The 20,861-nt window shown below is 54.6% G+C and carries 16 protein-coding genes; 7 read left to right on the top strand and 9 right to left on the bottom strand.

What is annotated here, in order from left to right:
- The first annotated feature begins 84 nt into the window (after positions 1 to 84).
- The 6 genes from U0026_RS19110 (at position 85) to folA (ending at position 6,741) form a co-directional block, all read left to right on the top strand.
- Positions 85 to 1,077 (top strand): LacI family DNA-binding transcriptional regulator, encoded by a 993-nt coding sequence (locus tag U0026_RS19110; RefSeq protein WP_062771815.1) that lies wholly within the window; start codon positions 85 to 87, stop codon positions 1,075 to 1,077.
- Positions 1,078 to 1,274: 197 nt separating this feature from the next.
- Positions 1,275 to 2,225: a 2-hydroxyacid dehydrogenase gene (locus U0026_RS19105; RefSeq protein ID WP_062772268.1), complete on the top strand. Its 951-nt coding sequence runs from the start codon at positions 1,275 to 1,277 to the stop codon at positions 2,223 to 2,225.
- Between the two features lie 58 nt (positions 2,226 to 2,283).
- Positions 2,284 to 3,594, top strand: coding sequence for an MFS transporter (locus U0026_RS19100; RefSeq protein ID WP_062771817.1), 1,311 nt, complete (start codon positions 2,284 to 2,286; stop codon positions 3,592 to 3,594).
- 118 nt (positions 3,595 to 3,712) lie between these two features.
- Positions 3,713 to 4,246 (top strand): glutathione-regulated potassium-efflux system oxidoreductase KefF, encoded by a 534-nt coding sequence (gene kefF, locus U0026_RS19095; protein WP_062771819.1) that lies wholly within the window; start codon positions 3,713 to 3,715, stop codon positions 4,244 to 4,246.
- On the top strand, positions 4,239 to 6,107 hold the full coding sequence (gene kefC / locus U0026_RS19090; RefSeq protein ID WP_062771821.1) for a glutathione-regulated potassium-efflux system protein KefC: 1,869 nt from the start codon (positions 4,239 to 4,241) through the stop codon (positions 6,105 to 6,107). Before kefF ends, kefC begins: the two co-directional genes overlap by 8 nt.
- Positions 6,108 to 6,261: 154 nt before the next feature.
- Positions 6,262 to 6,741, top strand: a complete 480-nt coding sequence (folA, locus tag U0026_RS19085) for a type 3 dihydrofolate reductase (RefSeq protein WP_062771824.1) — start codon at positions 6,262 to 6,264, stop codon at positions 6,739 to 6,741.
- 45 nt (positions 6,742 to 6,786) lie between these two features.
- On the opposite strand, the gene apaH is transcribed toward folA, so the two are convergent.
- Genes apaH through lptD form a run of 6 tightly spaced genes read right to left on the bottom strand, consistent with a single transcriptional unit; the run spans position 6,787 to position 13,531 of the window.
- Positions 6,787 to 7,635, bottom strand: a complete 849-nt coding sequence (gene apaH / locus U0026_RS19080; protein ID WP_062771827.1) for a bis(5'-nucleosyl)-tetraphosphatase (symmetrical) ApaH — start codon at positions 7,633 to 7,635, stop codon at positions 6,787 to 6,789.
- Positions 7,636 to 7,637: 2 nt separating this feature from the next.
- Positions 7,638 to 8,015, bottom strand: coding sequence for a Co2+/Mg2+ efflux protein ApaG (apaG, locus tag U0026_RS19075; RefSeq protein WP_062771830.1), 378 nt, complete (start codon positions 8,013 to 8,015; stop codon positions 7,638 to 7,640).
- A gap of 3 nt (positions 8,016 to 8,018) precedes the next feature.
- Positions 8,019 to 8,840 carry a 16S rRNA (adenine(1518)-N(6)/adenine(1519)-N(6))-dimethyltransferase RsmA gene (gene rsmA, locus U0026_RS19070; RefSeq protein ID WP_062771833.1) on the bottom strand — a complete coding sequence of 274 codons (822 nt, stop codon included), beginning with the start codon at positions 8,838 to 8,840 and terminating at the stop codon, positions 8,019 to 8,021.
- The gene (gene pdxA, locus U0026_RS19065; protein WP_062771836.1) at positions 8,833 to 9,822 is read right to left on the bottom strand and encodes a 4-hydroxythreonine-4-phosphate dehydrogenase PdxA; all 990 of its coding nucleotides are present in this window, start codon (positions 9,820 to 9,822) and stop codon (positions 8,833 to 8,835) included. Before pdxA ends, rsmA begins: the two co-directional genes overlap by 8 nt.
- Positions 9,822 to 11,108 (bottom strand): peptidylprolyl isomerase SurA, encoded by a 1,287-nt coding sequence (surA, locus tag U0026_RS19060; protein ID WP_062771839.1) that lies wholly within the window; start codon positions 11,106 to 11,108, stop codon positions 9,822 to 9,824. Before surA ends, pdxA begins: the two co-directional genes overlap by 1 nt.
- Positions 11,109 to 11,161: 53 nt before the next feature.
- A complete protein-coding gene (lptD, locus tag U0026_RS19055) occupies positions 11,162 to 13,531 on the bottom strand; it encodes an LPS assembly protein LptD (protein ID WP_062771842.1) in 2,370 nt (789 codons plus the stop codon).
- A gap of 306 nt (positions 13,532 to 13,837) precedes the next feature.
- On the opposite strand from lptD, the gene djlA reads away from it, so the two are divergent.
- Complete coding sequence (djlA, locus tag U0026_RS19050; protein WP_062771845.1) at positions 13,838 to 14,653, top strand: co-chaperone DjlA; 816 nt, start codon at positions 13,838 to 13,840, stop codon at positions 14,651 to 14,653.
- Positions 14,654 to 14,745: 92 nt separating this feature from the next.
- Here the strand turns inward: djlA and rluA are convergent, their stop codons facing one another.
- From rluA to polB, 3 genes are all read right to left on the bottom strand, one after another.
- A complete protein-coding gene (gene rluA / locus U0026_RS19045) occupies positions 14,746 to 15,405 on the bottom strand; it encodes a bifunctional tRNA pseudouridine(32) synthase/23S rRNA pseudouridine(746) synthase RluA (RefSeq protein WP_062771848.1) in 660 nt (219 codons plus the stop codon).
- 12 nt (positions 15,406 to 15,417) lie between these two features.
- A complete protein-coding gene (gene rapA, locus U0026_RS19040) occupies positions 15,418 to 18,324 on the bottom strand; it encodes an RNA polymerase-associated protein RapA (protein WP_062771851.1) in 2,907 nt (968 codons plus the stop codon).
- 130 nt (positions 18,325 to 18,454) lie between these two features.
- The gene (polB, locus tag U0026_RS19035; RefSeq protein WP_062771854.1) at positions 18,455 to 20,824 is read right to left on the bottom strand and encodes a DNA polymerase II; all 2,370 of its coding nucleotides are present in this window, start codon (positions 20,822 to 20,824) and stop codon (positions 18,455 to 18,457) included.
- Positions 20,825 to 20,861 lie beyond the last annotated feature (37 nt).

Genomic DNA, 20,861 nt, shown 5'->3' with positions numbered 1-20,861 from the left:
TTGGCTGCGAAGATGCTGCTTTCTCTTTTAGGGCGTCAACAGGCATAATAGCGGGACAGGATTGCGGCAATGACGGGCAGGGTAATGAAAGCACAACGGATAACGTTAGATGATATCGCCACGCTGGCGGGCGTAACCAAAATGACCGTCAGCCGTTATTTACGCACGCCGGAAAAGGTGAAACCCGAAACGGCGGAACGCATTGCTAGCGTTATTGAGGAGGTCGGTTATCAACCTGACGCCGATAATCCCGCCATCAGCAGTAATATCGCGCCGCGTATTGGTGTGTTAATTCCCTCCTTTAATAACCAGATTTTTGCTGATGTTTTGTCCGGAATTGAATCAGTTACCACGGCCCACGGCTATCAAACGCTGGTGGTCAATTACGATTACGACAGCCAGCGCGAAGAGGAACAAATTGCCACCGTGCTGGCGCTGAACGTTAAAGCACTGCTATTAACAGAATCTGTGCATACTCTACGCGCTGAGAAATACCTTAAGGCTGCGAAAATACCGGTAGCCGAAGTGATGGGGCTATCTGATAACGCTGGGCGCATTAACGTTGGCTTTGATAACTATCGCGCCGGGTTCGACATGACCGCCATGTTATTGGCCAGTGGCAAAAAGCAGATTATTTATTTCGGTTCAATGTCAGATATTCGCGATGAGCAGCGTTATGCTGGCTATTGCAAAGCGATGGAAGAGGCGGGGTTTACGGTCGGGCGCATTGCGCCGAACAAAGTCTCTTCGGTGTCGATTGGCACCGGTATGATGACATTAGCACGGCAAATGTATAAAGAGATGGATGCCATTCTTTGCACTAACGATGACCTGGCGGTTGGCGTGTTACAAGAGTGCCTCGCTTCGGGTATTTCGGTGCCGCAGGAAATGGCGATTGCCGGATTCCACGGGCTGGAGATTGGGCAAATTGTGAGTCCGAGACTGGCCAGCGTATTAACGCCACGTTTCGAAATGGGTAAAGTTGCCACCGAGATTTTAATCAAAAAAATAAAAGGCTTACCCACTATCGAGAAGGTCGACCTGCATTATCGACTGTCGATGGGCGAAACCATCTGATACCCACCCTCCCCATTTTCACTGTTACGTGATTGTTGTCAGTTAACCCGCACCAGCGCGGGCTTTTGCTTCCACGATCACGTCATCCGTAACACGGATTTCTAACACGATCCAGCGTGATGCAGATCGCAAAATGGCAGCGTGAAAACCCGTTTGATAGGCGTAACGAATTTTCGAACTCTCAAACAGGTAAAACGATGAATACTGCAAACCCGAATACTGTGTTGTTAATTGCGCCGGTGGTTGACGGCCTGCTGGATAAACTCGCAACTGAGTTCCAGGTCTATCGTTTGTATGAACAGGCCGATCCACAGGCATTTTTGCAGCAGGTGGGGGGTGAGGTGCAGGCGGTGGTTACCCGTGGTGATATTGGTGTGACGCGTGCGGTGCTGGAACAGTTGCCGAATCTGGGGCTGGTGGCGGTATTTGGCGTGGGCACTGACGCGGTGGATCTCGACTATACCCGTGCGCATAACATTGCCGTGACTATCACCTCCGGTGTGTTGACCAACGACGTCGCCGACTTAGCGATGGGGCTGCTGCTAAGCGGTGCGCGTCAGCTGTGCCAGGGCGATAAGTTTGTTCGTGAAGGTCAATGGCTCAAGCAAGCTCCCGCGCTGGCAACTCAGGTGAGCGGCAAACGTATCGGCATCTTCGGCATGGGCAATATCGGCCAGGCAATCGCCCGTCGCGCCAGCGGTTTCGATATGGAAATTCTCTACACCGACTGCAAAAAACTTAACCACGTTGATTATCAGTGGTGTGCTGATCTGCACACGCTTGCCCATGAAAGTGATTTTCTGGTGATTGCCGCTTCCGGTGGCGCGGCAAACCGTGGGTTGATTGATGCCAGCGTTTTTAATGTCATGCCGAACCATGCATGGTTGATAAATATCGCGCGCGGCACGCTGGTCGATGAAAAGGCACTTATTCACGCGTTACAAAACGGTGTGATTGCCGGCGCCGCGCTGGATGTTTATGAAGATGAACCGAATGTGCCCGCCGCGCTTATCGCAATGAATAATGTGGTCTTGCAGCCGCATGTCGCCAGCGCTACCCATGAAACGCGTCAGCGTATGAGCGAGGTGGTGTTTACTAACGTTGCCGCCTATTTTGCCCATGCGCCATTACCGAATGCCATTGATTGATGATTGTTTTTCTCGCCAATAAATAGCGTCCTTTTTCCCTCGAGAGAGTGTGTGAATAATGAATGAGAAAATCCCCGGCACCCGCTGGTTGCGCATTATTGCGCCCGTTTTAATCGCGTGCATTATTTCGTTTATGGACCGAGTCAATATTAGCTTTGCGCTGCCCGGTGGGATGGAGTCCGATCTCGGTATTACCAGTCAGATGGCTGGTGTGGCCAGCGGCATATTTTTTATTGGTTATTTATTTTTGCAAATACCGGGCGGACGTATTGCCGTGAATGGCAGCGGTAAACGCTTTATCGCCTGGTCGTTGATGGCGTGGGCGGTGGTCTCGATAGCGACCGGTTTTGTGACCCATGAATATCAACTGCTGGTGCTGCGTTTTATTCTCGGTATCTCAGAAGGTGGGATGCTGCCGGTGGTGCTGACCATGATCAGCAACTGGTTCCCGGAGAAAGAAATTGGCCGCGCTAACGCGTTTGTGATGATGTTCGCGCCGCTGGGCGGCATGTTAACCGCCCCGGTATCTGGCGCGATCATCGCCGCATTAGACTGGCGCTGGCTGTTTATCATCGAAGGGTTACTGTCGCTGGTGGTGTTGCTGGTGTGGTGGCTGATGATTAGCGACCGCCCGGAAGAGGCTCGCTGGCTACCTGCTCGTGAACGCGAATACCTGCTGACGGCGCTTAGCGCCGAACGGGAGGCGCGCCGTTCAGAAGCGCCGGTCAGTAAAGCGCCGGTGCGGGAAGTATTCCGCAATTCCGGCTTGATGAAACTGGTGCTGCTGAACTTCTTCTATCAGACCGGGGATTATGGTTATACGCTGTGGCTTCCGACGATTCTCAAAAATCTGACCGGAGCCAATATGGCAAGCGTTGGCGTGCTGGCTATCCTGCCGTTCGTCGCCACGCTTGCCGGGATCTATATCATCTCCCTGTTCAGCGATCGTAGCGGTAAACGTCGGCTTTGGGTACGCTTCTCACTCTACGGCTTTGCCGCCGCGCTGCTGGCGTCGGTGGTGCTGCGTGACCACGTGGTAGCGGCCTATATCGCGCTGGTGGTGTGTGGCTTCTTCCTGAAGGCGGCAACCAGCCCATTCTGGTCGATACCAGGGCGGATTGCGATGCCGGAAGTGGCGGGCAGCGCGCGTGGTGTGATTAACGGCCTCGGTAATCTTGGCGGCTTCTGCGGCCCGTATCTGGTCGGGGTGATGATTTACCTATACGGTCAGAACGTTGCGGTCTGTGCGCTGGCCGGCTCGCTGATTATCGCCGGGACGATTACCTTCTTCTTGCCGAAAAACTGTGACCTGGCACCGACGCCGGATGTACCCCCGATGACGGATAAACCGGCTAACCAACCTTCGTGAACCTTCGCGGGGGCGTCTGACGCCCCCCAATTCCTGCGCTTACGCGAACTGATCCTGTAAGTGTCAGCATTAACTGTCTAAACTTAGCGATAAAATAATGCAGTAAGACAGGCTAATCATGATTTTAATTATTTATGCGCATCCTTATCCGCATCACTCGCATGCGAATAAACGGATGCTTGAGCAGGTAAGGACGCTTGACGGAGTTGAAATCCGTTCTCTTTATCACCTCTATCCCGATTTTAATATTGATGTTGCCGCAGAACAGGAAGCGCTCTCCCGGGCGGATCTGGTTATTCTGCAGCATCCTATGCAGTGGTATAGCACGCCGCCGCTGCTTAAATTGTGGCTGGATAAAGTGCTGTCGCACGGTTGGGCCTATGGTCACGGTGGCTCGGCGCTGCATGGCAAGAGCATTCTGTGGGCGGTGACGACCGGAGGCGGGGAAAGTCATTTCGATATTGGCTCGCACCCGGGCTTTGAGGTGCTGGGGCAACCGCTTGAGGCAACGGCAGTTTACTGCGGTATGAAATGGCTGCCGCCGTTTGCTGTGCACTGTACGTTTATCTGCGATGACGAAACGCTACAGACGCAGGCTCGTCACTATAAACAACGACTGTTGGCCTGGCAGGAGGAGCATAACAATGGATAGCCATACGCTCATACAGGCGCTGATCTATCTTGGGTCGGCGGCGCTAATTGTGCCGATTGCCGTGCGTTTAGGGCTGGGCTCGGTGCTGGGCTACCTGATTGCCGGTTGTATTATCGGCCCTTGGGGGCTGCGACTGGTGACCGATGCCGAAGCTATTTTGCACTTCGCTGAAATTGGCGTGGTGTTAATGCTGTTTGTGATTGGTCTTGAGCTTGATCCGCAACGGCTATGGAAGCTGCGTGCCGCGGTATTTGGCGGCGGGCTGCTGCAAATGGTGGTCTGTGGGGCGTTGATTGGCGCGTTCTGCATCTTCCTCGGCCTGCGCTGGCAGGTGGCGGAACTGATTGGGATGACGCTGGCGCTCTCATCCACCGCGATTGCCATGCAGGCGATGAACGAGCGTAACCTGACGGTGACGCAGGTTGGGCGCAGCACCTTTGCAGTGCTGCTGTTCCAGGATATTGCTGCGATCCCACTGGTAGCGATGATCCCGCTGTTGGCAACCAGCGGTGGCACCACGACTCTTGGTGCCTTTGCGTTCTCGGCGCTGAAAGTTGCCGGTGCGCTGGCGCTGGTCGTGGTGCTTGGGCGCTATGTTACACGTCCGCTGTTACGCTTCGTGGCCCGTTCCGGTCTGCGGGAAGTGTTCAGCGCCGTGGCCCTGTTCCTGGTCTTCGGTTTCGGGCTGCTGCTTGAAGAGGTCGGCTTGTCGATGGCGATGGGGGCGTTCCTTGCGGGTGTTCTGCTGGCAAGCTCCGAATACCGCCATGCGCTGGAGAGTGACATTGAGCCATTTAAGGGGCTGCTGCTCGGGCTGTTCTTTATCGGCGTCGGCATGTCTATCGATTTTGGTACGCTAATCCACAACCCGCTACGCATTATCACACTGCTGGTGGGCTTCCTGGTGATCAAATCGCTGCTACTGTGGCTGATTGCCAAGCCGTTGCAGGTGCCGCGTTCTCAACGCCTGTGGTTTGCGGCGTTGCTGGGGCAGGGGAGTGAATTTGCCTTTGTGGTGTTTGGTGCGGCGCAGATGGCTAACGTGCTGGATGCCGATTGGGCAAAAGCCCTGACCCTGGCGGTAGCGCTGTCGATGGCGGCGACGCCAATTCTGCTGGTGCTGCTGACACGTCTGGAAAAACGCACCCGCTCAGGAGATGCGCGCGAAGCCGATGAGATTGATGAAGAACAGCCGCGGGTGATTATTGCCGGATTCGGTCGTTTTGGTCAGATTGCCGGGCGTTTACTGCTTTCCAGCGGCGTGAAAATGGTGGTTCTCGATCATGATCCTGACCACGTGGATACGCTGCGTAAATTCGAGATGAAAGTGTTCTATGGCGATGCCACTCGGGCGGATCTGCTCGAGTCTGCGGGAGCAGAAAAGGCGGAGGTGTTGATTAACGCCATTGATGATCCACAGGCCAGCCTGGCACTGACTGAACTGGCGAAAGAGCATTTCCCGCATCTGCGCGTGATTGCCCGCGCCCGCGACGTTGAGCACTACATTCAATTGCGTCAGGCCGGTGTTGATGCACCTGAGCGTGAAACCTTTGAAGCTGCGCTGAAGTCGGGGCGTCAGGCGCTTGAGTCCCTCGGTCTCGGCGCTTATGAGGCTCGTGAGCGTGCCGATCTGTTCCGCCGGTTTAATATTCAATTGATGGAAGAGATGGTGGCGATGGCGGAAAACGACGCGACGTCACGCGCGGCGGCTTATAAACGCACCAGCGCCATGCTGACGGAAATCATCAATGAAGACCGAAATCATCTGTCGCTGGTCCAGCGCCACGGCTGGCAAGGAACGGAAGAAGGGAAGCACAGCGGTAACCCAGAAGATGAGCCGGAAGTGAAGCCTGCTTCGTAAAGACTGCGGTGGTGTAATGCTGGCTGTCCACTTTTCATTCGTGGGCTTGCCAGCAAATCTAAAAATATTCTTATTCTTTACCTGGCTGCCAGTCGACGAAAGTTTATGCTTTCCGTATAGTGGCGACAATTTTTTTGCATCTGGGACACACTCAATGATCAGTCTGATTGCTGCACTCGCGGTAGATCGCGTTATCGGTATGGAAAACGCCATGCCCTGGGACCTGCCGGCCGATCTGGCCTGGTTTAAACGCAACACCTTAAACAAACCGGTAGTGATGGGGCGCCTGACCTGGGAATCCATCGGTCGTCCATTGCCGGGCCGTAAAAATATCGTTATCAGCAGCCAGCCGGGTACCGACGAGCGCGTGCAGTGGGTGAAATCGGTTGATGAAGCGATTGCGGCGTGTGGCGACGTCGAAGAGATTATGGTGATTGGCGGTGGTCGCGTGTATGAGCAGTTCCTGCCGAAAGCGCACAAGCTGTACCTGACGCATATTGATGCAGAAGTGGAAGGCGACACCCATTTCCCGGATTACGCACCAGACCAGTGGGAATCTGTGTTTAGCGAGTTCCATGATGCGGATGAGCAGAACTCGCATAGCTATTGTTTTGAAGTGCTCGAACGTCGATAAGACTGAGCTTGTCCCGGCGGCGCTGCGCCGCCGGGAATGCACCGATTATGAAGCTACCGCCTCACTCTCACCCGGTGCCAACCGACGATTCGACGGCTGCACAAAATACGTTTTATCTTCCCAGCGCAAACAGGTCAGATCGCCGCCCCAGCAACAGCCGGTATCCAGCGCGTAAATTCCATCTGGCGTGCCTTTGCCTTCCAGCGATGCCCAATGACCAAACGCCACGCTGTACTCAGCGGTAATCGGCCCTGGCAGCATAAACCATGGCTTCAACGGCGCAGCAACGTTTTCCGGTGACTCTTTGCTGTACATATCCAGCTGGCCGTTCGGGAAGCAGTAGCGCATACGGGTAAAGGCATTGGTGATAAAACGCAGACGCGCTAAACCACTGAGCTCCAGCGACCAATTGTTCGGCATATCGCCGTACATGGCGTCGAGGAAGAAGGGATAGGAATCGCTTGAAAGTACGGCTTCAACGTCGCGCGCGCACTGTTTAGCGGTTTCAATATCCCACTGTGGCGTGATGCCCGCGTGCGCCATCACCAGCTTTTTCTCTTCATCCATCTGCATCAGTGGCTGACGACGCAGCCAGTTGAGCAGTTCATCGGCGTCAGGCGCTTCCAACAGTGCATTCAGGCGATCCTTAGGCTTGTTGCGGCTGATGCCCGCAAACACGGCCAGCAGATGCAGGTCGTGATTACCCAGCACGATTTTCACGCTGTCGCCCAGGGATTTGACGTAACGCAGCACTTCCAGCGAGCCGGAACCACGAGCAACCAAATCGCCCGTAAGCCACAAGGTGTCTTTGCCCGGCGTGAACTCAACCTGCTGCAAAAGACCGATTAACTCATCAAAGCAACCGTGAATGTCGCCAATAAGGTATGTAGACATGATTAATGGATCAGCGTGGGAACGAAAAGACGGAACACAGGAATGTCGATAGCGAACGGCACACCGTCGACGTCAACCATGTCATAGTGGCCTTGCATGGTGCCAAGTGGAGTTTCCAGCACGGCACCGCTGGTGTACTGATATTCATCGCCGGGTTCAATGTGCGGCTGAACGCCGACCACACCTTCCCCCTGGACTTCGGTTTCACGGCCGTGGCCGTTAGTGATAACCCAGTAACGGCCAAGAAGCTGAACCGCGCTTCGCCCGAGATTGCGAATGGTCACCGTATAGGCGAAGACATAACGTTCTTCTTCCGGCATAGAGTGCGTCTCAATGTAGACGCTCTGAACCTGGACGCAAACTCGTGGCGAATCGATCATGGTCTAGCTCTCCTTGGAGGGCGCATTCTCTGACAGATAGTTAGCCATCCGGCAGTATTGCGCAACAGAGATATTTTCTGCCCGCATACCTGGGTCAACGCCCAATTCCGTCAACAGCTCAACGCTGAACAGGTTGCCCAGGCTGTTACGAATGGTTTTACGACGCTGGTTAAATGCCTCAGTCGTAATACGGCTCAGTACGCGGACATCTTTAACCGGATACGGCATAGTACTGTGAGGCACCAGACGCACCACGGCGGAATCGACTTTTGGTGCTGGCGTAAACGCAGTCGGCGGCACTTCAAGTACCGGGATGACGTTGCAGTAGTATTGCGCCATGACGGTCAGACGACCATAGGCTTTACTGTTTGGCCCAGCCACCAGACGGTTAACCACCTCTTTTTGCAGCATGAAGTGCATGTCTGCAATAGCATTAGTATAGCTAAACAGATGGAACATCAACGGCGTAGAGATGTTGTACGGCAGGTTACCGAACACGCGCAGCGGCTGACCGAGTTTCTCAGACAGCTCGCCAAAGTTCATGGTCATGGCATCTTGCTGATAAATAGTCAGCTTTGGCCCCAGGAACGGGTGAGTCTGCAGACGTGCCGCGAGGTCGCGGTCAAGTTCGATAACGGTCATTTCGTCAAGACGTTCGCCAACCGGCTCGGTCAGCGCGGCAAGGCCCGGGCCGATTTCAACCATCGCCTGACCTTTTTGCGGATTGATGGCCGCAACAATGCTGTCGATCACGAACTGATCGTTTAAGAAGTTCTGCCCGAAGCGTTTACGGGCTAAGTGGCCCTGATGGACTCGATTATTCATTAGAGTTAACAATCATTTTGATGGCGAGATTAAGCGCCGTAATAAAACTGCCGACGTCCGCTTTCCCAAGACCTGCCAGTTCAAGGGCGGTGCCGTGGTCAACGGAAGTGCGAATAAAGGGTAAACCGAGCGTAATATTCACGCCACGGCCAAAGCCCTGGTATTTTAGCACGGGTAAGCCCTGATCGTGGAACATTGCGAGCACGGCATCGGCATGGTCCAGATATTTGGGCTGGAAGAGAGTATCGGCAGGCAGCGGCCCGCTAAGATTCATCCCTTTTGCGCGCATTTCATTGAGCACGGGAATGATCGTATCGATCTCTTCCGTGCCCATGTGTCCACCTTCACCGGCATGAGGATTCAGGCCGCAGACCAGCACGTGAGGCTCGGCAAGGCCAAACTTATTGCGTAAATCATCATGCAGGATGGTGATGACTTCGCGCAGCAAGTCCGGCGTGATGGCGTCACTGACCGCTTTTAGCGGCAGGTGGGTGGTCGCCAGCGCCACGCGCAGTTCTTCGGTGGCCAGCATCATCACCACTTTCGGCACGCCTGAACGTTCTTCGAAGAACTCGGTGTGCCCGGTGAACGGGATGCCGGCATCGTTAATAATGCCTTTGTGTACCGGCCCGGTGACTAATGCCGCAAACTCTCCGTTCAGACAACCGTCGCAGGCGCGCGCCAGGGTCTCGACGACGTAACGGCCGTTGTTGACGTCCAGAACGCCGGGCGTGACATCGCTATGCAGTGGAACCGGTAGCAGTGTGAGCGTTCCGGCGCGTTGCGCGTTGGCGGGAAGGTCAGGAGAGTAGGGTAAAAGCGTAAGAGGAAGGCCAAGGAGCCTGGCCCGCTCGGTAAGCAGGCCGCCGTCAGCACAGACGACCAGTTCGAGCGGCCAGTCGCGCTGAGCCAGTTGGATAACGAGATCCGGGCCAATCCCGGCGGGTTCGCCGGGAGTGATGACAACGCGATGTTGAGTCATTAGTTGCTCAGGATTTTAACGTAGGCGCTTGCGCGCTGTTCCTGCATCCATGTTGCTGCTTCTTCGGAGAACTTACGATTCATCAGCATACGATAGGCACGATCTTTCTGTGCGGCATCGGTACGGTCGACGTTGCGGGTATCCAGCAGTTGGATCAGGTGCCAGCCGAAGGAAGAGTGAACAGGATCGCTCATCTGGCCTTTGTTCAGCTTCATCAGCGCATCACGGAATGATGGATCGTAGATATCCGGCGTGGCCCAACCTAAATCACCGCCCTGGTTAGCAGAGCCTGGATCCTGAGACAGCTCTTTTGCCGCTTTCTCAAAGGTGGTTTTGCCGCTACGAATATCCGCTGCAACCTGCTGCAGTTTTGCACGTGCCTGATCGTCGGTCATGATTGGCGATGGCTTCAGCAGAATATGGCGTGCATGCGTTTCCGTGACAGAGATGTTCTGAGTCTGGCCGCGCATATCGTTGATTTTCAGAATGTGGAAGCCAACGCCTGAACGGATTGGGCCCACGATGTCGCCTTTTTTCGCCGTGCTCAGCGCCTGAGCAAAGATAGCTGGCAGTTCCTGAATACGACCCCAGCCCATCTGGCCGCCTTTCAGTGCCTGTTGGTCAGCTGAGTAGGTGATGGCCAGTTTACCGAAATCAGAACCGTTGCGCGCCTGTTCGACGATAGACTCAGCCTGACTTTGCGCTTCGTTAACCTGATCAGAGCTTGGGTTTTCCGGCAGTGGTACCAGGATGTGGCTGAGATTGAGCTCGGTGCTTGCGTCATTCTGCGTACCAATCTGGTTTGCCAGTGCCTCAACTTCCTGCGGCAGCACGCTAATGCGGCGGCGCACTTCGTTGTTACGCACTTCGGAAATCAGCATTTCTTTACGGATCTGATTGCGATAGGTGCTGTAGTTCAGCCCATCATACGCCAGGCGGCTACGCATCTGATCCAGCGTCATATTGTTCTGTTTAGCAATGTTGGCAATCGCTTGATCAACCTGCTCGTCAGTGACTTTGACGCCCATTTTTTGCCCCATTTGCAGGATAATCTGATCCATGATCAGACGCTCCAGAATCTGGTGGCGCAGCGTTGCGTCATCCGGCAGCTGTTGGCCGGCCTGGCCAGAGTTCATTTTGACGGACTGCATCAGACCATCAACGTCGCTCTCAAGTACGACGCCATTGTTAACGACGGCTGCTACTTTATCGACAACCTGCGGGGCAGCGAAGCTGGTATTCGCAACGAAGGCGATACCGACAAGCAGCATTTTCCAGTTCTTCATACTTTTTCCATTTCAATTAACCGCAATGCGGATGATGTATCTAACCAGTGACATTACAGTGAGCTCTGGTACGGCATGATATTGGAACGCAGCATCTGCTGGGTACCCAGACCGTAATTTGAGCTCAGACCACGCAGCTCAATATTGAAGCCGATGGAGTTATCATATTTTGCCTGGCCATTAGGCTTGTTGTTGTCGTAGTCCCAACCGTTGAGCTTACGCTCGTAGCCGACGCGGATAGCGTAGCAGCAGGAGTTATACTGCACGCCCAGCATCTGATCGGCTGGTTTATGCGTGTTGGTATCGTAGTAGTAAGCACCGACTACGGACCAACGGTCAACAATCGGCCAGCTTGCCGTTGCGCCGACTTGTGAAATCCCATCCTGGTACTGCTGTTGACTGGATTGGTTACTCGGCAGAGTTACGCGTATGTATTCCGGGCTAGCATAGCGATAGGTTAGCTGCACTAAACGGTCGCTGTCCTGACGATACTCAATGGCCGAACTGCTGGTGGAAACGTTATTCAGACGTGTGTCGTACTGGATTCCACCGCGTAAGCCCCATTTGTCTGTCATGCGCCAGTAGGTGTCACCTGCCCACACCAATGAGCCCGTTTTGTCGTCTTTCTCCCATGGAATCGTGTTCGTATCACCGGTACGAGACTCGGTGAAATAGTAGATTTGACCCACAGAAACGTTAAAACGTTCAACGGCAGCGTCATCATAAATACGCGATGTGACGCCAGTCGTAATTTGGTTCGCTGACGCAATACGGTCAAGGCCGCTGTAACTACGGTCGCGGAACAGGCCTGAATAGTCCGACTGTAGGAAGGTGGAGTCGTAGGCCATGATGTCACTTTGGTCGCGATATGGCACGTATAGGTACTGCACTCGCGGTTCCAGCGTCTGGGTATAACCAGGAGTCAGTTCAACATCACGCTCAAAGACCATTTTGCCGTCAATTTTAAACTGCGGCATGGTGCGGTTAACCGAGCTGGATAACTGGGCATCTGGGTTGCTGGCGTTATATTTGTCGATATTAGTCTGGTTGTAGTGCGTGGCCAGCAGCTTCGCTTCAGTGGTGATACTGCCCCAACGGTTGCCCAGCGGCAGACTGATGGTCGGCTCCATGTGCAAACGTGTGGCTTCAGGACTGTTGCCGTTGGTATTCACAAATTTCACCGCCTGCGCGTAGAGGCGGGTGTCAAACGGCCCTACGTCGTTTTGGTAGAAGTTCATGTCCAACTGCGGTTCAGCGGCATAAGAGTTACTGTTGGCGCGGTCAAAGACCTGGAACTGTTTGGTCGACACGGTGGCGTCAAAGTTTTGTACCGCATAGCCTACGCTGAACTTTTGCGTGGCATAGCCGTCGGTACTGGAGCCGTATTTCGAGTCAAAGTCGTTAAAGTAACCAGGGTCACTGACCTTGGTGTAGTCGACGTTAAAACGCCATACCTGATCAAGAACGCCTGCATGTTGCCAGTAGAACAGCCAGCGGCGGCTGTTATCATCGTTAGGGTTATCATGTTCGTAGACATCATCTGACGGCAGATAATCGAATTCAAACAGGCCCTGACCCAGCGTCGAGAGGTAACGGAATTCGTTTTCCCACATGACGCCGCCACGTTTGTCCATGTAATGCGGCGTCAGGGTTGCGTCCATATTGGGCGCAATGTTCCAGTAATACGGCAGCGAGAACTCAAAATAGTTTGAGCTACCGTATTTGGCATTCGGGATCAGGAAACCTGAGCGGCGTTTATCACCGACGGGAAGCTGTAAATACGGGCTATAGAAAACCGGCACCGGGCCAAGTTTAAAGCGCGCATTCCAGATTTCGGCAACCTGTTCTTCGCGGTCGTGAATGACTTCGCTACCGACTACGCTCCAGGTGTTGGAACCTGGCAGACAGGAGGTAAAGGTACCGTTCTCTAAAATGGTATAGCGATTTTCGCCGCGTTGTTTCATCACGTCGGCGTCGCCACGGCCCTGACGGCCGACCATCTGATAGTTACCGTCCCAGACGTTGGTGTCTTTGGTATTCAGGTTTGACCAGGCTTTTGGCCCCTTAAGGATCACCTGATTATCGTCATAGTGGACGTTACCCAGCGCATCAACGGTACGTACCGGTACGGCTTGGCCTTCAGGTTGCTTCTGATGCAGCTGAACTTCGTCCGCCTGGAGGCGACTATTACCCTGATTAATATCGACATTGCCTTTAAAGACAGCGTTGTCAGGGTAGTTACCTTTAGCATGATCGGCGGTAATGGTAACCGGCTGCTCGTTAGTTTTACCGCTGACGAGCGGACGATCATAGCTCGGTACGCCAAGCATACATTGAGATGCGAGATCTGCAGCCATTCCCTGCTGGCTGTACAAGGCGCTGGCGATCATGGTCGCGAGGAGAGTGGGAATACGTTTTTTCATACGTTGTATTTGTTGTTCCGTCATCTATAGCATTGCGGCTTGCAAACGGTCAGAGACTAACGTACTCATCGTTCTCACGCTAGTTTTATACCCAAAATAATTCGAGTTGCAGGAAGGCGGCAAGGGAGCACATCCCCAGGAGCTTACTTTAGTAAGTGACTGGGGTGCGCGAGTGCGGCCAACGCACCTGCAACTTGAAGTATGACGGGTATCCTGCCCGTTCTCGCCAGAGGTGTTATGCACGGCATTGAATGACAGGTATGATAATGCATATTCTAGCTGCTGGCATGACGATTTGGGGAGTATATGCAGTATTGGGGAAAAGTGATTGGTGTGGCCGTCGCCCTAATGATGGGCGGAGGGTTCTGGGGCGTAGTCCTCGGGCTGCTCGTAGGACACATGTTTGATAAGGCACGCAGCCGTCGCATGAACTGGTTTGCCAATCAACAGCAGCGTCAGTCGCTGTTTTTTGCCACCACCTTTGAAGTGATGGGCCACCTGACCAAATCAAAAGGGCGGGTCACCGAAGCGGATATTCATATCGCCAGTGTGTTTATGGACAGGATGAATCTGCACGGTGATTCACGCACGGCGGCACAGCAGGCGTTTCGCGTCGGTAAAGCCGACAACTACCCGCTGCGCGAGAAGATGCGCCAGTTCCGTAGCGTCTGCTTTGGTCGTTTTGATTTGATTCGGATGTTTCTTGAAATTCAGATTCAGGCGGCGTTCGCCGACGGTTCTTTGCATCCAAATGAGCGCGATGTACTGTACGTGATTGCCGAAGAGTTGGGTATCTCTCGTGCCCAGTTCGACCAGTTCCTGCGTATGATGCATGGTGGCGCACAATTTGGCGGCGGCTATCAGCAGTCTCAGGGCGGCGGTGGCTGGCAACAAGCGCAACGCGGCCCAACGCTGGAAGATGCCTGCAATGTGCTGGGCGTGAAGCCTGACGACGATGCGACAACCATCAAACGCGCTTACCGTAAGTTAATGAGCGAGCATCACCCGGATAAACTGGTGGCGAAGGGGTTACCCCCGGAGATGATGGAGATGGCTAAGCAGAAGGCGCAGGAAATTCAGAAAGCGTACGAGCTGATAAAAGAACAGAAAGGATTTAAGTAAGGTGCGAAAACCCGGCGGCGCTTCGCTTGGCCGGGCTACACTCGATGGTAGCCCGGCTTCGCTGCGCGCCGCCGGGAAAACACTGGCACGATTTAAAAATCGACCGGTGCCTTAAACGTCATGCTATTGCCAAATTGTGGATGGGTAATCGTCAACGTCTCCGCATGCAGTTGCAAACGTGGCGCCATTGCTAACGCCTCATCGTGGGCGTAGAAGCGGTCACCAAGAATCGGATGCCCCAGCGCCAGCATATGCACGCGTAACTGGTGGGAGCGTCCGGTAATCGGTTTGAGCTGCACGCGTGCGGTGTTATCCGCCGCGTAATCCAGCACTTCATATTCCGTCTGCGCCGACTTCCCGGTTTCATAACACACTTTCTGCTTTGGCCGGTTCGGCCAGTCGCAAATCAGCGGTAAATCCACCAAACCCACTTCCGGCTGTGGGTGTCCCCACACGCGAGCAACGTACTGCTTTTTAGGCTCGCGTTCGCGGAACTGACGTTTAAGCTCGCGCTCTGCCGCTTTGGTCAGGGCCACTACCATCACGCCGCTGGTCGCCATATCAAGGCGGTGAACGGACTCCGCCTGCGGATAATCACGTTGGACGCGCGTCATCACGCTATCTTTATGCTCTTCCTGACGGCCTGGCACGGACAACAAGCCGCTGGGCTTGTTGACCACCATGATATGCTCATCCTGATAGAGGATAACCAGCCATGGATCCTGTGGTGGATGGTAATTTTCCATTCCCATTGCGGCTCTCCGTTACTGGTGAGTGACGACGATAAGACGCAGCGCGTCCAGACGCCATCCTGCCTGCGACAGACTTTCCATCACCTGCTGGCGGTTACTTTCAATGGCAGACAATTCGTCATCGCGGATGTTCGGGTTCACCGCCTTCAGCGCTTCCAGACGCGACAGTTCCGCACTGAGCTTGTCGTCCGCTTCCTGACGTGCGGCGTCAATCAATGCCTGCGCCGCTTTCTCAATCTGCCCTTCGCCCAGTTGCAGAATCGCGTGAACGTCCTGCTGAACCGCATTCACCAGCTTACTGCCGGTGTGGCGGTTAACCGCGCTAAGCTGACGGTTGAAGGTTTCAAACTCGACCTGTGCGGCGAGGTTGGTTCCGTTCTTATCCAGCAACATGCGTACCGGCGTCGGCGGCAGGAAGCGGTTAAGCTGAAGCTGTTTAGGCGCTTGTGCTTCCACCACGTAAATCAGCTCAACCAGCAATGTACCGACCGGCAGCGCTTTGTTTTTCAGCAGTGAAATGGTGCTGCTACCGGTATCGCCGGAGAGGATCAGATCCAGACCGTTATGAATCAGCGGGTGTTCCCAGGTCAGGAACTGCGCATCTTCACGCGACAGGGCAATATCACGCTCAAAGGTCACCGTACAGCCATCTTCCGGCAGGCCCGGGAAGTCCGGCACCAGCATATGATCGGACGGGGTCAGGACGATCAGGTTTTCACCACGGTCATCCTGGTTGATACCAACGATATCAAACAGGTTCATCGCAAAGGCGATAAGATTGGTGTCGTCATCCTGCTCTTCGATGCTTTCTGCCAATTTCTGCGCTTTTTCGCCGCCGTTGGAGTGGATCTCCAGCAGACGGTCGCGACCCTGTTCCAGCTGCACTTTCAGCGCTTCGTGCTGGTCGCGGCTGGTTTTGATCAGATCGTCGAAACCTTCGACGGTTTCTGGCGCGGCCAGATAGGTCGTCAGCTTATCGTGCACGCTGTCGTAAATGGTACGACCGGTTGGGCAGGTATGCTCGAATGCGTCCAGACCTTCGTGATACCAGCGCACCAGCACGGACTGGGCGGTTTTTTCAAGGTATGGGACGTGAATCTGAATATCGTGCGCCTGACCGATACGGTCAAGACGGCCAATACGCTGTTCCAGCAGATCCGGGTTGAACGGCAGATCAAACATCACCAGGTTACTGGCGAACTGGAAGTTACGGCCTTCTGAACCGATTTCTGAACACAGCAGTACCTGCGCGCCGCTGTCTTCTTCACCAAACCAGGCCGCTGCGCGGTCGCGTTCGATAATTGACATGCCTTCGTGGAACACGGCGGCGCGGATACCTTCGCGCTCACGCAGAACCTGCTCTAACTGCAATGCAGTGGTGGCTTTGGCGCAGATCACCAGTACTTTCTGCGAGCGGTGGCTGGTCAGGTAGCCCATCAGCCATTCGACGCGTGGGTCGAAGTTCCACCAGGTACCGGTGTCTCCTTCAAACTCCTGATAAATCTGCTCCGGGTACAGCATGTCGCGAGCGCGTTCTTCAGCGCTTTTACGTGCGCCCATGATGCCGGAGACTTTAATGGCTGTCTGGTACTGAGCTGGCAGCGGCAGCTTGATGGTGTGGAACTCGCGTTTCGGGAAGCCTTTCACGCCGTTACGGGTGTTACGGAACAACACGCGGCTGGTGCCGTGGCGGTCCATCAGCATGGAAACCAGTTCCTGACGCGCGGCTTCTGCGCCGTCGCGTTCGCTGTTGGCGGTTTGCAGCAGGGCTTCAATATCCTGCTCGCCAATCAGCTCGCCGAGCATATTCAGGTCATCGTTGCTGAGCTTATTACCTGCCAGCAGCAGTGCAACGGCATCGGCAACCGGACGATAATTATTTTGTTCTTCAACAAACTGCTCAAAATCGTGGAAGCGGTTTGGGTCGAGCAGGCGCAGACGGGCAAAGTGGCTTTCCATTCCCAGCTGTTCCGGGGTCGCGGTCAGCAGCAGGATCCCTGGTACGCGTTCAGCCAACTGTTCAATTGCCTGATACTCGCGGCTTGGCGCGTTTTCGCTCCACACCAGGTGGTGGGCTTCATCCACGACCATCATGTCCCATTCGGCATCGCACAGGTGCTCAAGGCGCTGCTTACTCCGGCGCACGAAGTCCAATGAGCAAATGACTAACTGTTCGGTTTCAAACGGGTTGTAGGCGTCGTGCTGGGCTTCGGCGTAGCGTTCGTCATCAAACAGCGCAAAGCGCAGGTTGAAGCGGCGAAGCATTTCGACCAGCCACTGATGTTGCAGGGTTTCCGGGACGATAATCAGCACGCGCTGTGCGGCACCAGACAGTAACTGTTGGTGCAGGATCATCCCTGCTTCAATGGTTTTACCCAGACCGACTTCATCCGCCAGCAGAACGCGTGGCGCGTGGCGACGACCAACATCGTGTGCGATGTTGAGCTGATGCGGAATCAGGCTAGTACGCTGGCCGCGTAAGCCGCTCCACGGCATACGGTACTGCTCGCTTTGGTATTTACGCGCACGGTAGCGCAGGGCGAAACGATCCATACGGTCGATTTGCCCGGCAAACAGGCGGTCTTGTGGTTTGCTGAATACCAGTTTGCTGTCGAGCAGCACTTCACGCAGCATAACGTTCGCTTCTTCGGTGTCCTGGCGGGTACCAATGTACGCCAGCAGACCGTTTTCTTCTTTTACTTCATCAACCTGCAACTGCCAGCCTTCATGGCTTGTAATCGTGTCGCCGGGATTAAACATTACGCGGGTCACGGGGGAGTCGCTACGGGAATACAGACGGTTCTCTCCGGTTGCCGAAAAGAGCAGGGTGACGGTGCGTGCATCCATTGCAACAACAGTACCAAGTCCCAGTTCGCTTTCTGTATCGCTTATCCAGCGTTGACCAAGTGTAAAAGGCATATGCGTTCGGCTCTATCTTTAATAAATTGCAGGCAATATCCATCCACCACCTAAAGGAAGGCGGCGAGTGAATGAGGTCCAGGAATGGAAAGGGCGCTATGGTACTGGATGGCGCGACGTTAGTCACCTGTCAAAATAGACCCAGTTGCCCTGTCACTATTGTAGCAAAATCATCGTCAACAAAGGGGAGAATTCCTTCGGCGACAGGTGCTAATTGTTTATCCAGGTAGTGATTATAATCGAGCGGGGATTGCTGATAGGCCAGCGGTTCCGGGCCATTGGTGGTCCAGACGTAGCGAATGCTGCCGCGTTGTTGGTACTGTTGCGGACGACCTAACCGCACATTGTGTTCATCAGCCAGCCGGGCGGCGCGCACGTGCGGTGGAATATTTCGTTGATATTCCGCCAGCGGACGGCGGAGTTGTTTGCGGTAAACCAGCTGTTCGTCCAGCTCGCCTGCCATCAATTTATTGATGGTGTCGAGGATAAAATCGCGGTAAGGCTCATTGCGGAAAATACGCAAATAGAGCGCCTGCTGGAATTGCTGAGCGAGCGGCGTCCAGTCGGTACGTACCGTTTCCAGCCCCTTGTAGAGCATCCGCTGCTTATCACCTTCCTGAATCATCCCGGCATAGCGCTTTTTACTGCCAGTATCGGCACCGCGAATGGTGGGCATCAGGAAACGGCAGAAGTGAGTTTCGAACTCCAGTTCCAGCGCGCTGGTGAGATTGCTTTTTTGTAGCTCGTCGGCCCACCACTGGTTGACAAACGTTACCAGCGAACGCCCAATCACGGCGGCGTCTTCCTCGCTGTGCGCACACTTAAGCCACACGAAAGTGGAGTCAGTATCACCGTAAATGACGTCATAACCCTGAGACTCAATCAGCGCTTTGGTCTGGCGCATGATCGCATGACCGCGCATGGTGATCGACGACGCTAAACGTGGATCGAAAAAGCGACAGGCGCTGGTTCCCAGCACGCCGTAGAAGGCGTTCATGATGATCTTCAGCGCCTGCGATAGCGGTTTATTGTGCTGGCGTTTGGCTTCATCACGCGCATCCCAGATTTGGCCGACAATCCCTGGCAGACAGTGTTTGTCGCGGGAGAACCACGCATCAAGAAACCCTTCGGTGCTGTGCTGCTGTTCAGGGTGTGCCATGCCCTCAATCAGGCCAACCGGGTCTATCAGGAACGAACGAATAATCGATGGGTATAGGCTTTTGTAATCCAGCACCAGTACGGAATCATACAGTCCGGGGCGGGAGTCCATAACATAGCCGCCGGGGCTGGCCTGTGGTGGGACTTCGCCAAGATTTGGCGCAACGTAGCCCAGCCGATGCATGCGCGGGAGATAGAGATGGCCAAAGGCAGCAACCGAGCCGCCGTGCCTGTCGACCGCCAGGCCGTTGACCGTGGCGCGTTCCAGCAGGAAAGGCATGATTTCCGTTTTATGAAAGATACGGGTGACCAGTTCGCAGTCTTTGAGGTTATAGGTGGCTAACGCAGGCTTATCTTCGGCGAAGCGGCGGTTAATTTCGTCCATTCTGTCCCACGGATTATCAATCGCTTTCCCTTCGCCTAGCAGCTCCCGGGAGACGTTTTCTAATGAAAAAGAAGAGAAGCTCCAGAAGGCGGATTTTAAGGCATCGATGCCATCAATAATCAGTCGTCCGGCAGCCTGGGCAAAGAAGACGCCGTTTTTAAAGCCGTGCTCGCGCCATTCCAGTTCGCTGCCGCCGCGGCCTAATCGCAGAGGGACATGATAGCGTTCAGCGCTTTTTTGCAGTACGCGCAGATCAAACTGCACGACGTTCCAGCCGATCAGCACATCCGGGTCGTGTTCGGCAAACCAGGCGTTGAGTTTTTCCAGCAGCAGTGGGCGGCTGGCAACGTATTCGAGGTGGAAATCGACCTGTGGCGCTTGGTCTGGCTGCGCCCCTAACATATAGACGGTGCGCTGCCCGCAGCCTTCAAGCCCAATGCAATATAGCTCGCCGTGGCGGCTGGTTTCGATATCCAGAGACACCCACTTCAGCGGTGGGCGATAGTCTGGATTGGGCTTCATACGTGCGTTGCGCAGCACGCTGCCGCGCATCTCGCCTTCGACCCACACGGGCGCGGTGATAAAGCGCTCCATCAGGTAACGCTCCGTCGGGCGAATATCGGCTTCATACACGGTAATGCCGTTTTCGCGCAACAGCTTCTCTAGCCGCATTAGTTGGCGATGCGCGCGACAGTAAAGGCCAAACACCGGTTGGCGGTGAAAATCTTTGAGGGTGAGGGGTGCCAGACGCAGGCCATTTTCGCCGTGTATTAGACGTTCAACCTGTGCACGCTGGGCTTCAGGGATAAACGCTACCGATTCTTGCGGTGGTAGCGTGACCTGGAGCGGGCCGTTGTCGGTCGCAAGCCAGAAGGTCAGCTCTGTGCCTTGCGGGGTATCCCGCCAGTGACGGGTCAGTAGAAAACCGGCTTGTGGCTGCGTCACGCGTGCTCTCATCAATAAAAAACCAGGCTTGATTATAGCCTGGTTTATG

This window comes from Kluyvera intermedia (assembly GCF_034424175.1).
In the GTDB taxonomy this organism is placed as follows: Bacteria; Pseudomonadota; Gammaproteobacteria; order Enterobacterales; family Enterobacteriaceae; genus Kluyvera; species Kluyvera intermedia.
Note: the sequence above shows the minus strand (reverse complement) of the source record. Positions and strands in the feature narration are given on the sequence as shown.

Coding starts and splice junctions, on each gene's coding strand:
- apaH (WP_062771827.1), bottom strand. CDS start 7,635: ATGTCTACATACCTTATTGGCGACATTCACGGTTGCTTTGATGAGTTA.
- rluA (WP_062771848.1), bottom strand. CDS start 15,405: ATGGGAATGGAAAATTACCATCCACCACAGGATCCATGGCTGGTTATC.
- folA (WP_062771824.1), top strand. CDS start 6,262: ATGATCAGTCTGATTGCTGCACTCGCGGTAGATCGCGTTATCGGTATG.
- kefC (WP_062771821.1), top strand. CDS start 4,239: ATGGATAGCCATACGCTCATACAGGCGCTGATCTATCTTGGGTCGGCG.
- U0026_RS19100 (WP_062771817.1), top strand. CDS start 2,284: ATGAATGAGAAAATCCCCGGCACCCGCTGGTTGCGCATTATTGCGCCC.
- U0026_RS19110 (WP_062771815.1), top strand. CDS start 85: ATGAAAGCACAACGGATAACGTTAGATGATATCGCCACGCTGGCGGGC.
- kefF (WP_062771819.1), top strand. CDS start 3,713: ATGATTTTAATTATTTATGCGCATCCTTATCCGCATCACTCGCATGCG.
- apaG (WP_062771830.1), bottom strand. CDS start 8,015: ATGATCGATTCGCCACGAGTTTGCGTCCAGGTTCAGAGCGTCTACATT.
- rapA (WP_062771851.1), bottom strand. CDS start 18,324: ATGCCTTTTACACTTGGTCAACGCTGGATAAGCGATACAGAAAGCGAA.
- pdxA (WP_062771836.1), bottom strand. CDS start 9,822: ATGACTCAACATCGCGTTGTCATCACTCCCGGCGAACCCGCCGGGATT.
- lptD (WP_062771842.1), bottom strand. CDS start 13,531: ATGAAAAAACGTATTCCCACTCTCCTCGCGACCATGATCGCCAGCGCC.
- rsmA (WP_062771833.1), bottom strand. CDS start 8,840: ATGAATAATCGAGTCCATCAGGGCCACTTAGCCCGTAAACGCTTCGGG.
- djlA (WP_062771845.1), top strand. CDS start 13,838: ATGCAGTATTGGGGAAAAGTGATTGGTGTGGCCGTCGCCCTAATGATG.
- polB (WP_062771854.1), bottom strand. CDS start 20,824: ATGAGAGCACGCGTGACGCAGCCACAAGCCGGTTTTCTACTGACCCGT.
- U0026_RS19105 (WP_062772268.1), top strand. CDS start 1,275: ATGAATACTGCAAACCCGAATACTGTGTTGTTAATTGCGCCGGTGGTT.
- surA (WP_062771839.1), bottom strand. CDS start 11,108: ATGAAGAACTGGAAAATGCTGCTTGTCGGTATCGCCTTCGTTGCGAAT.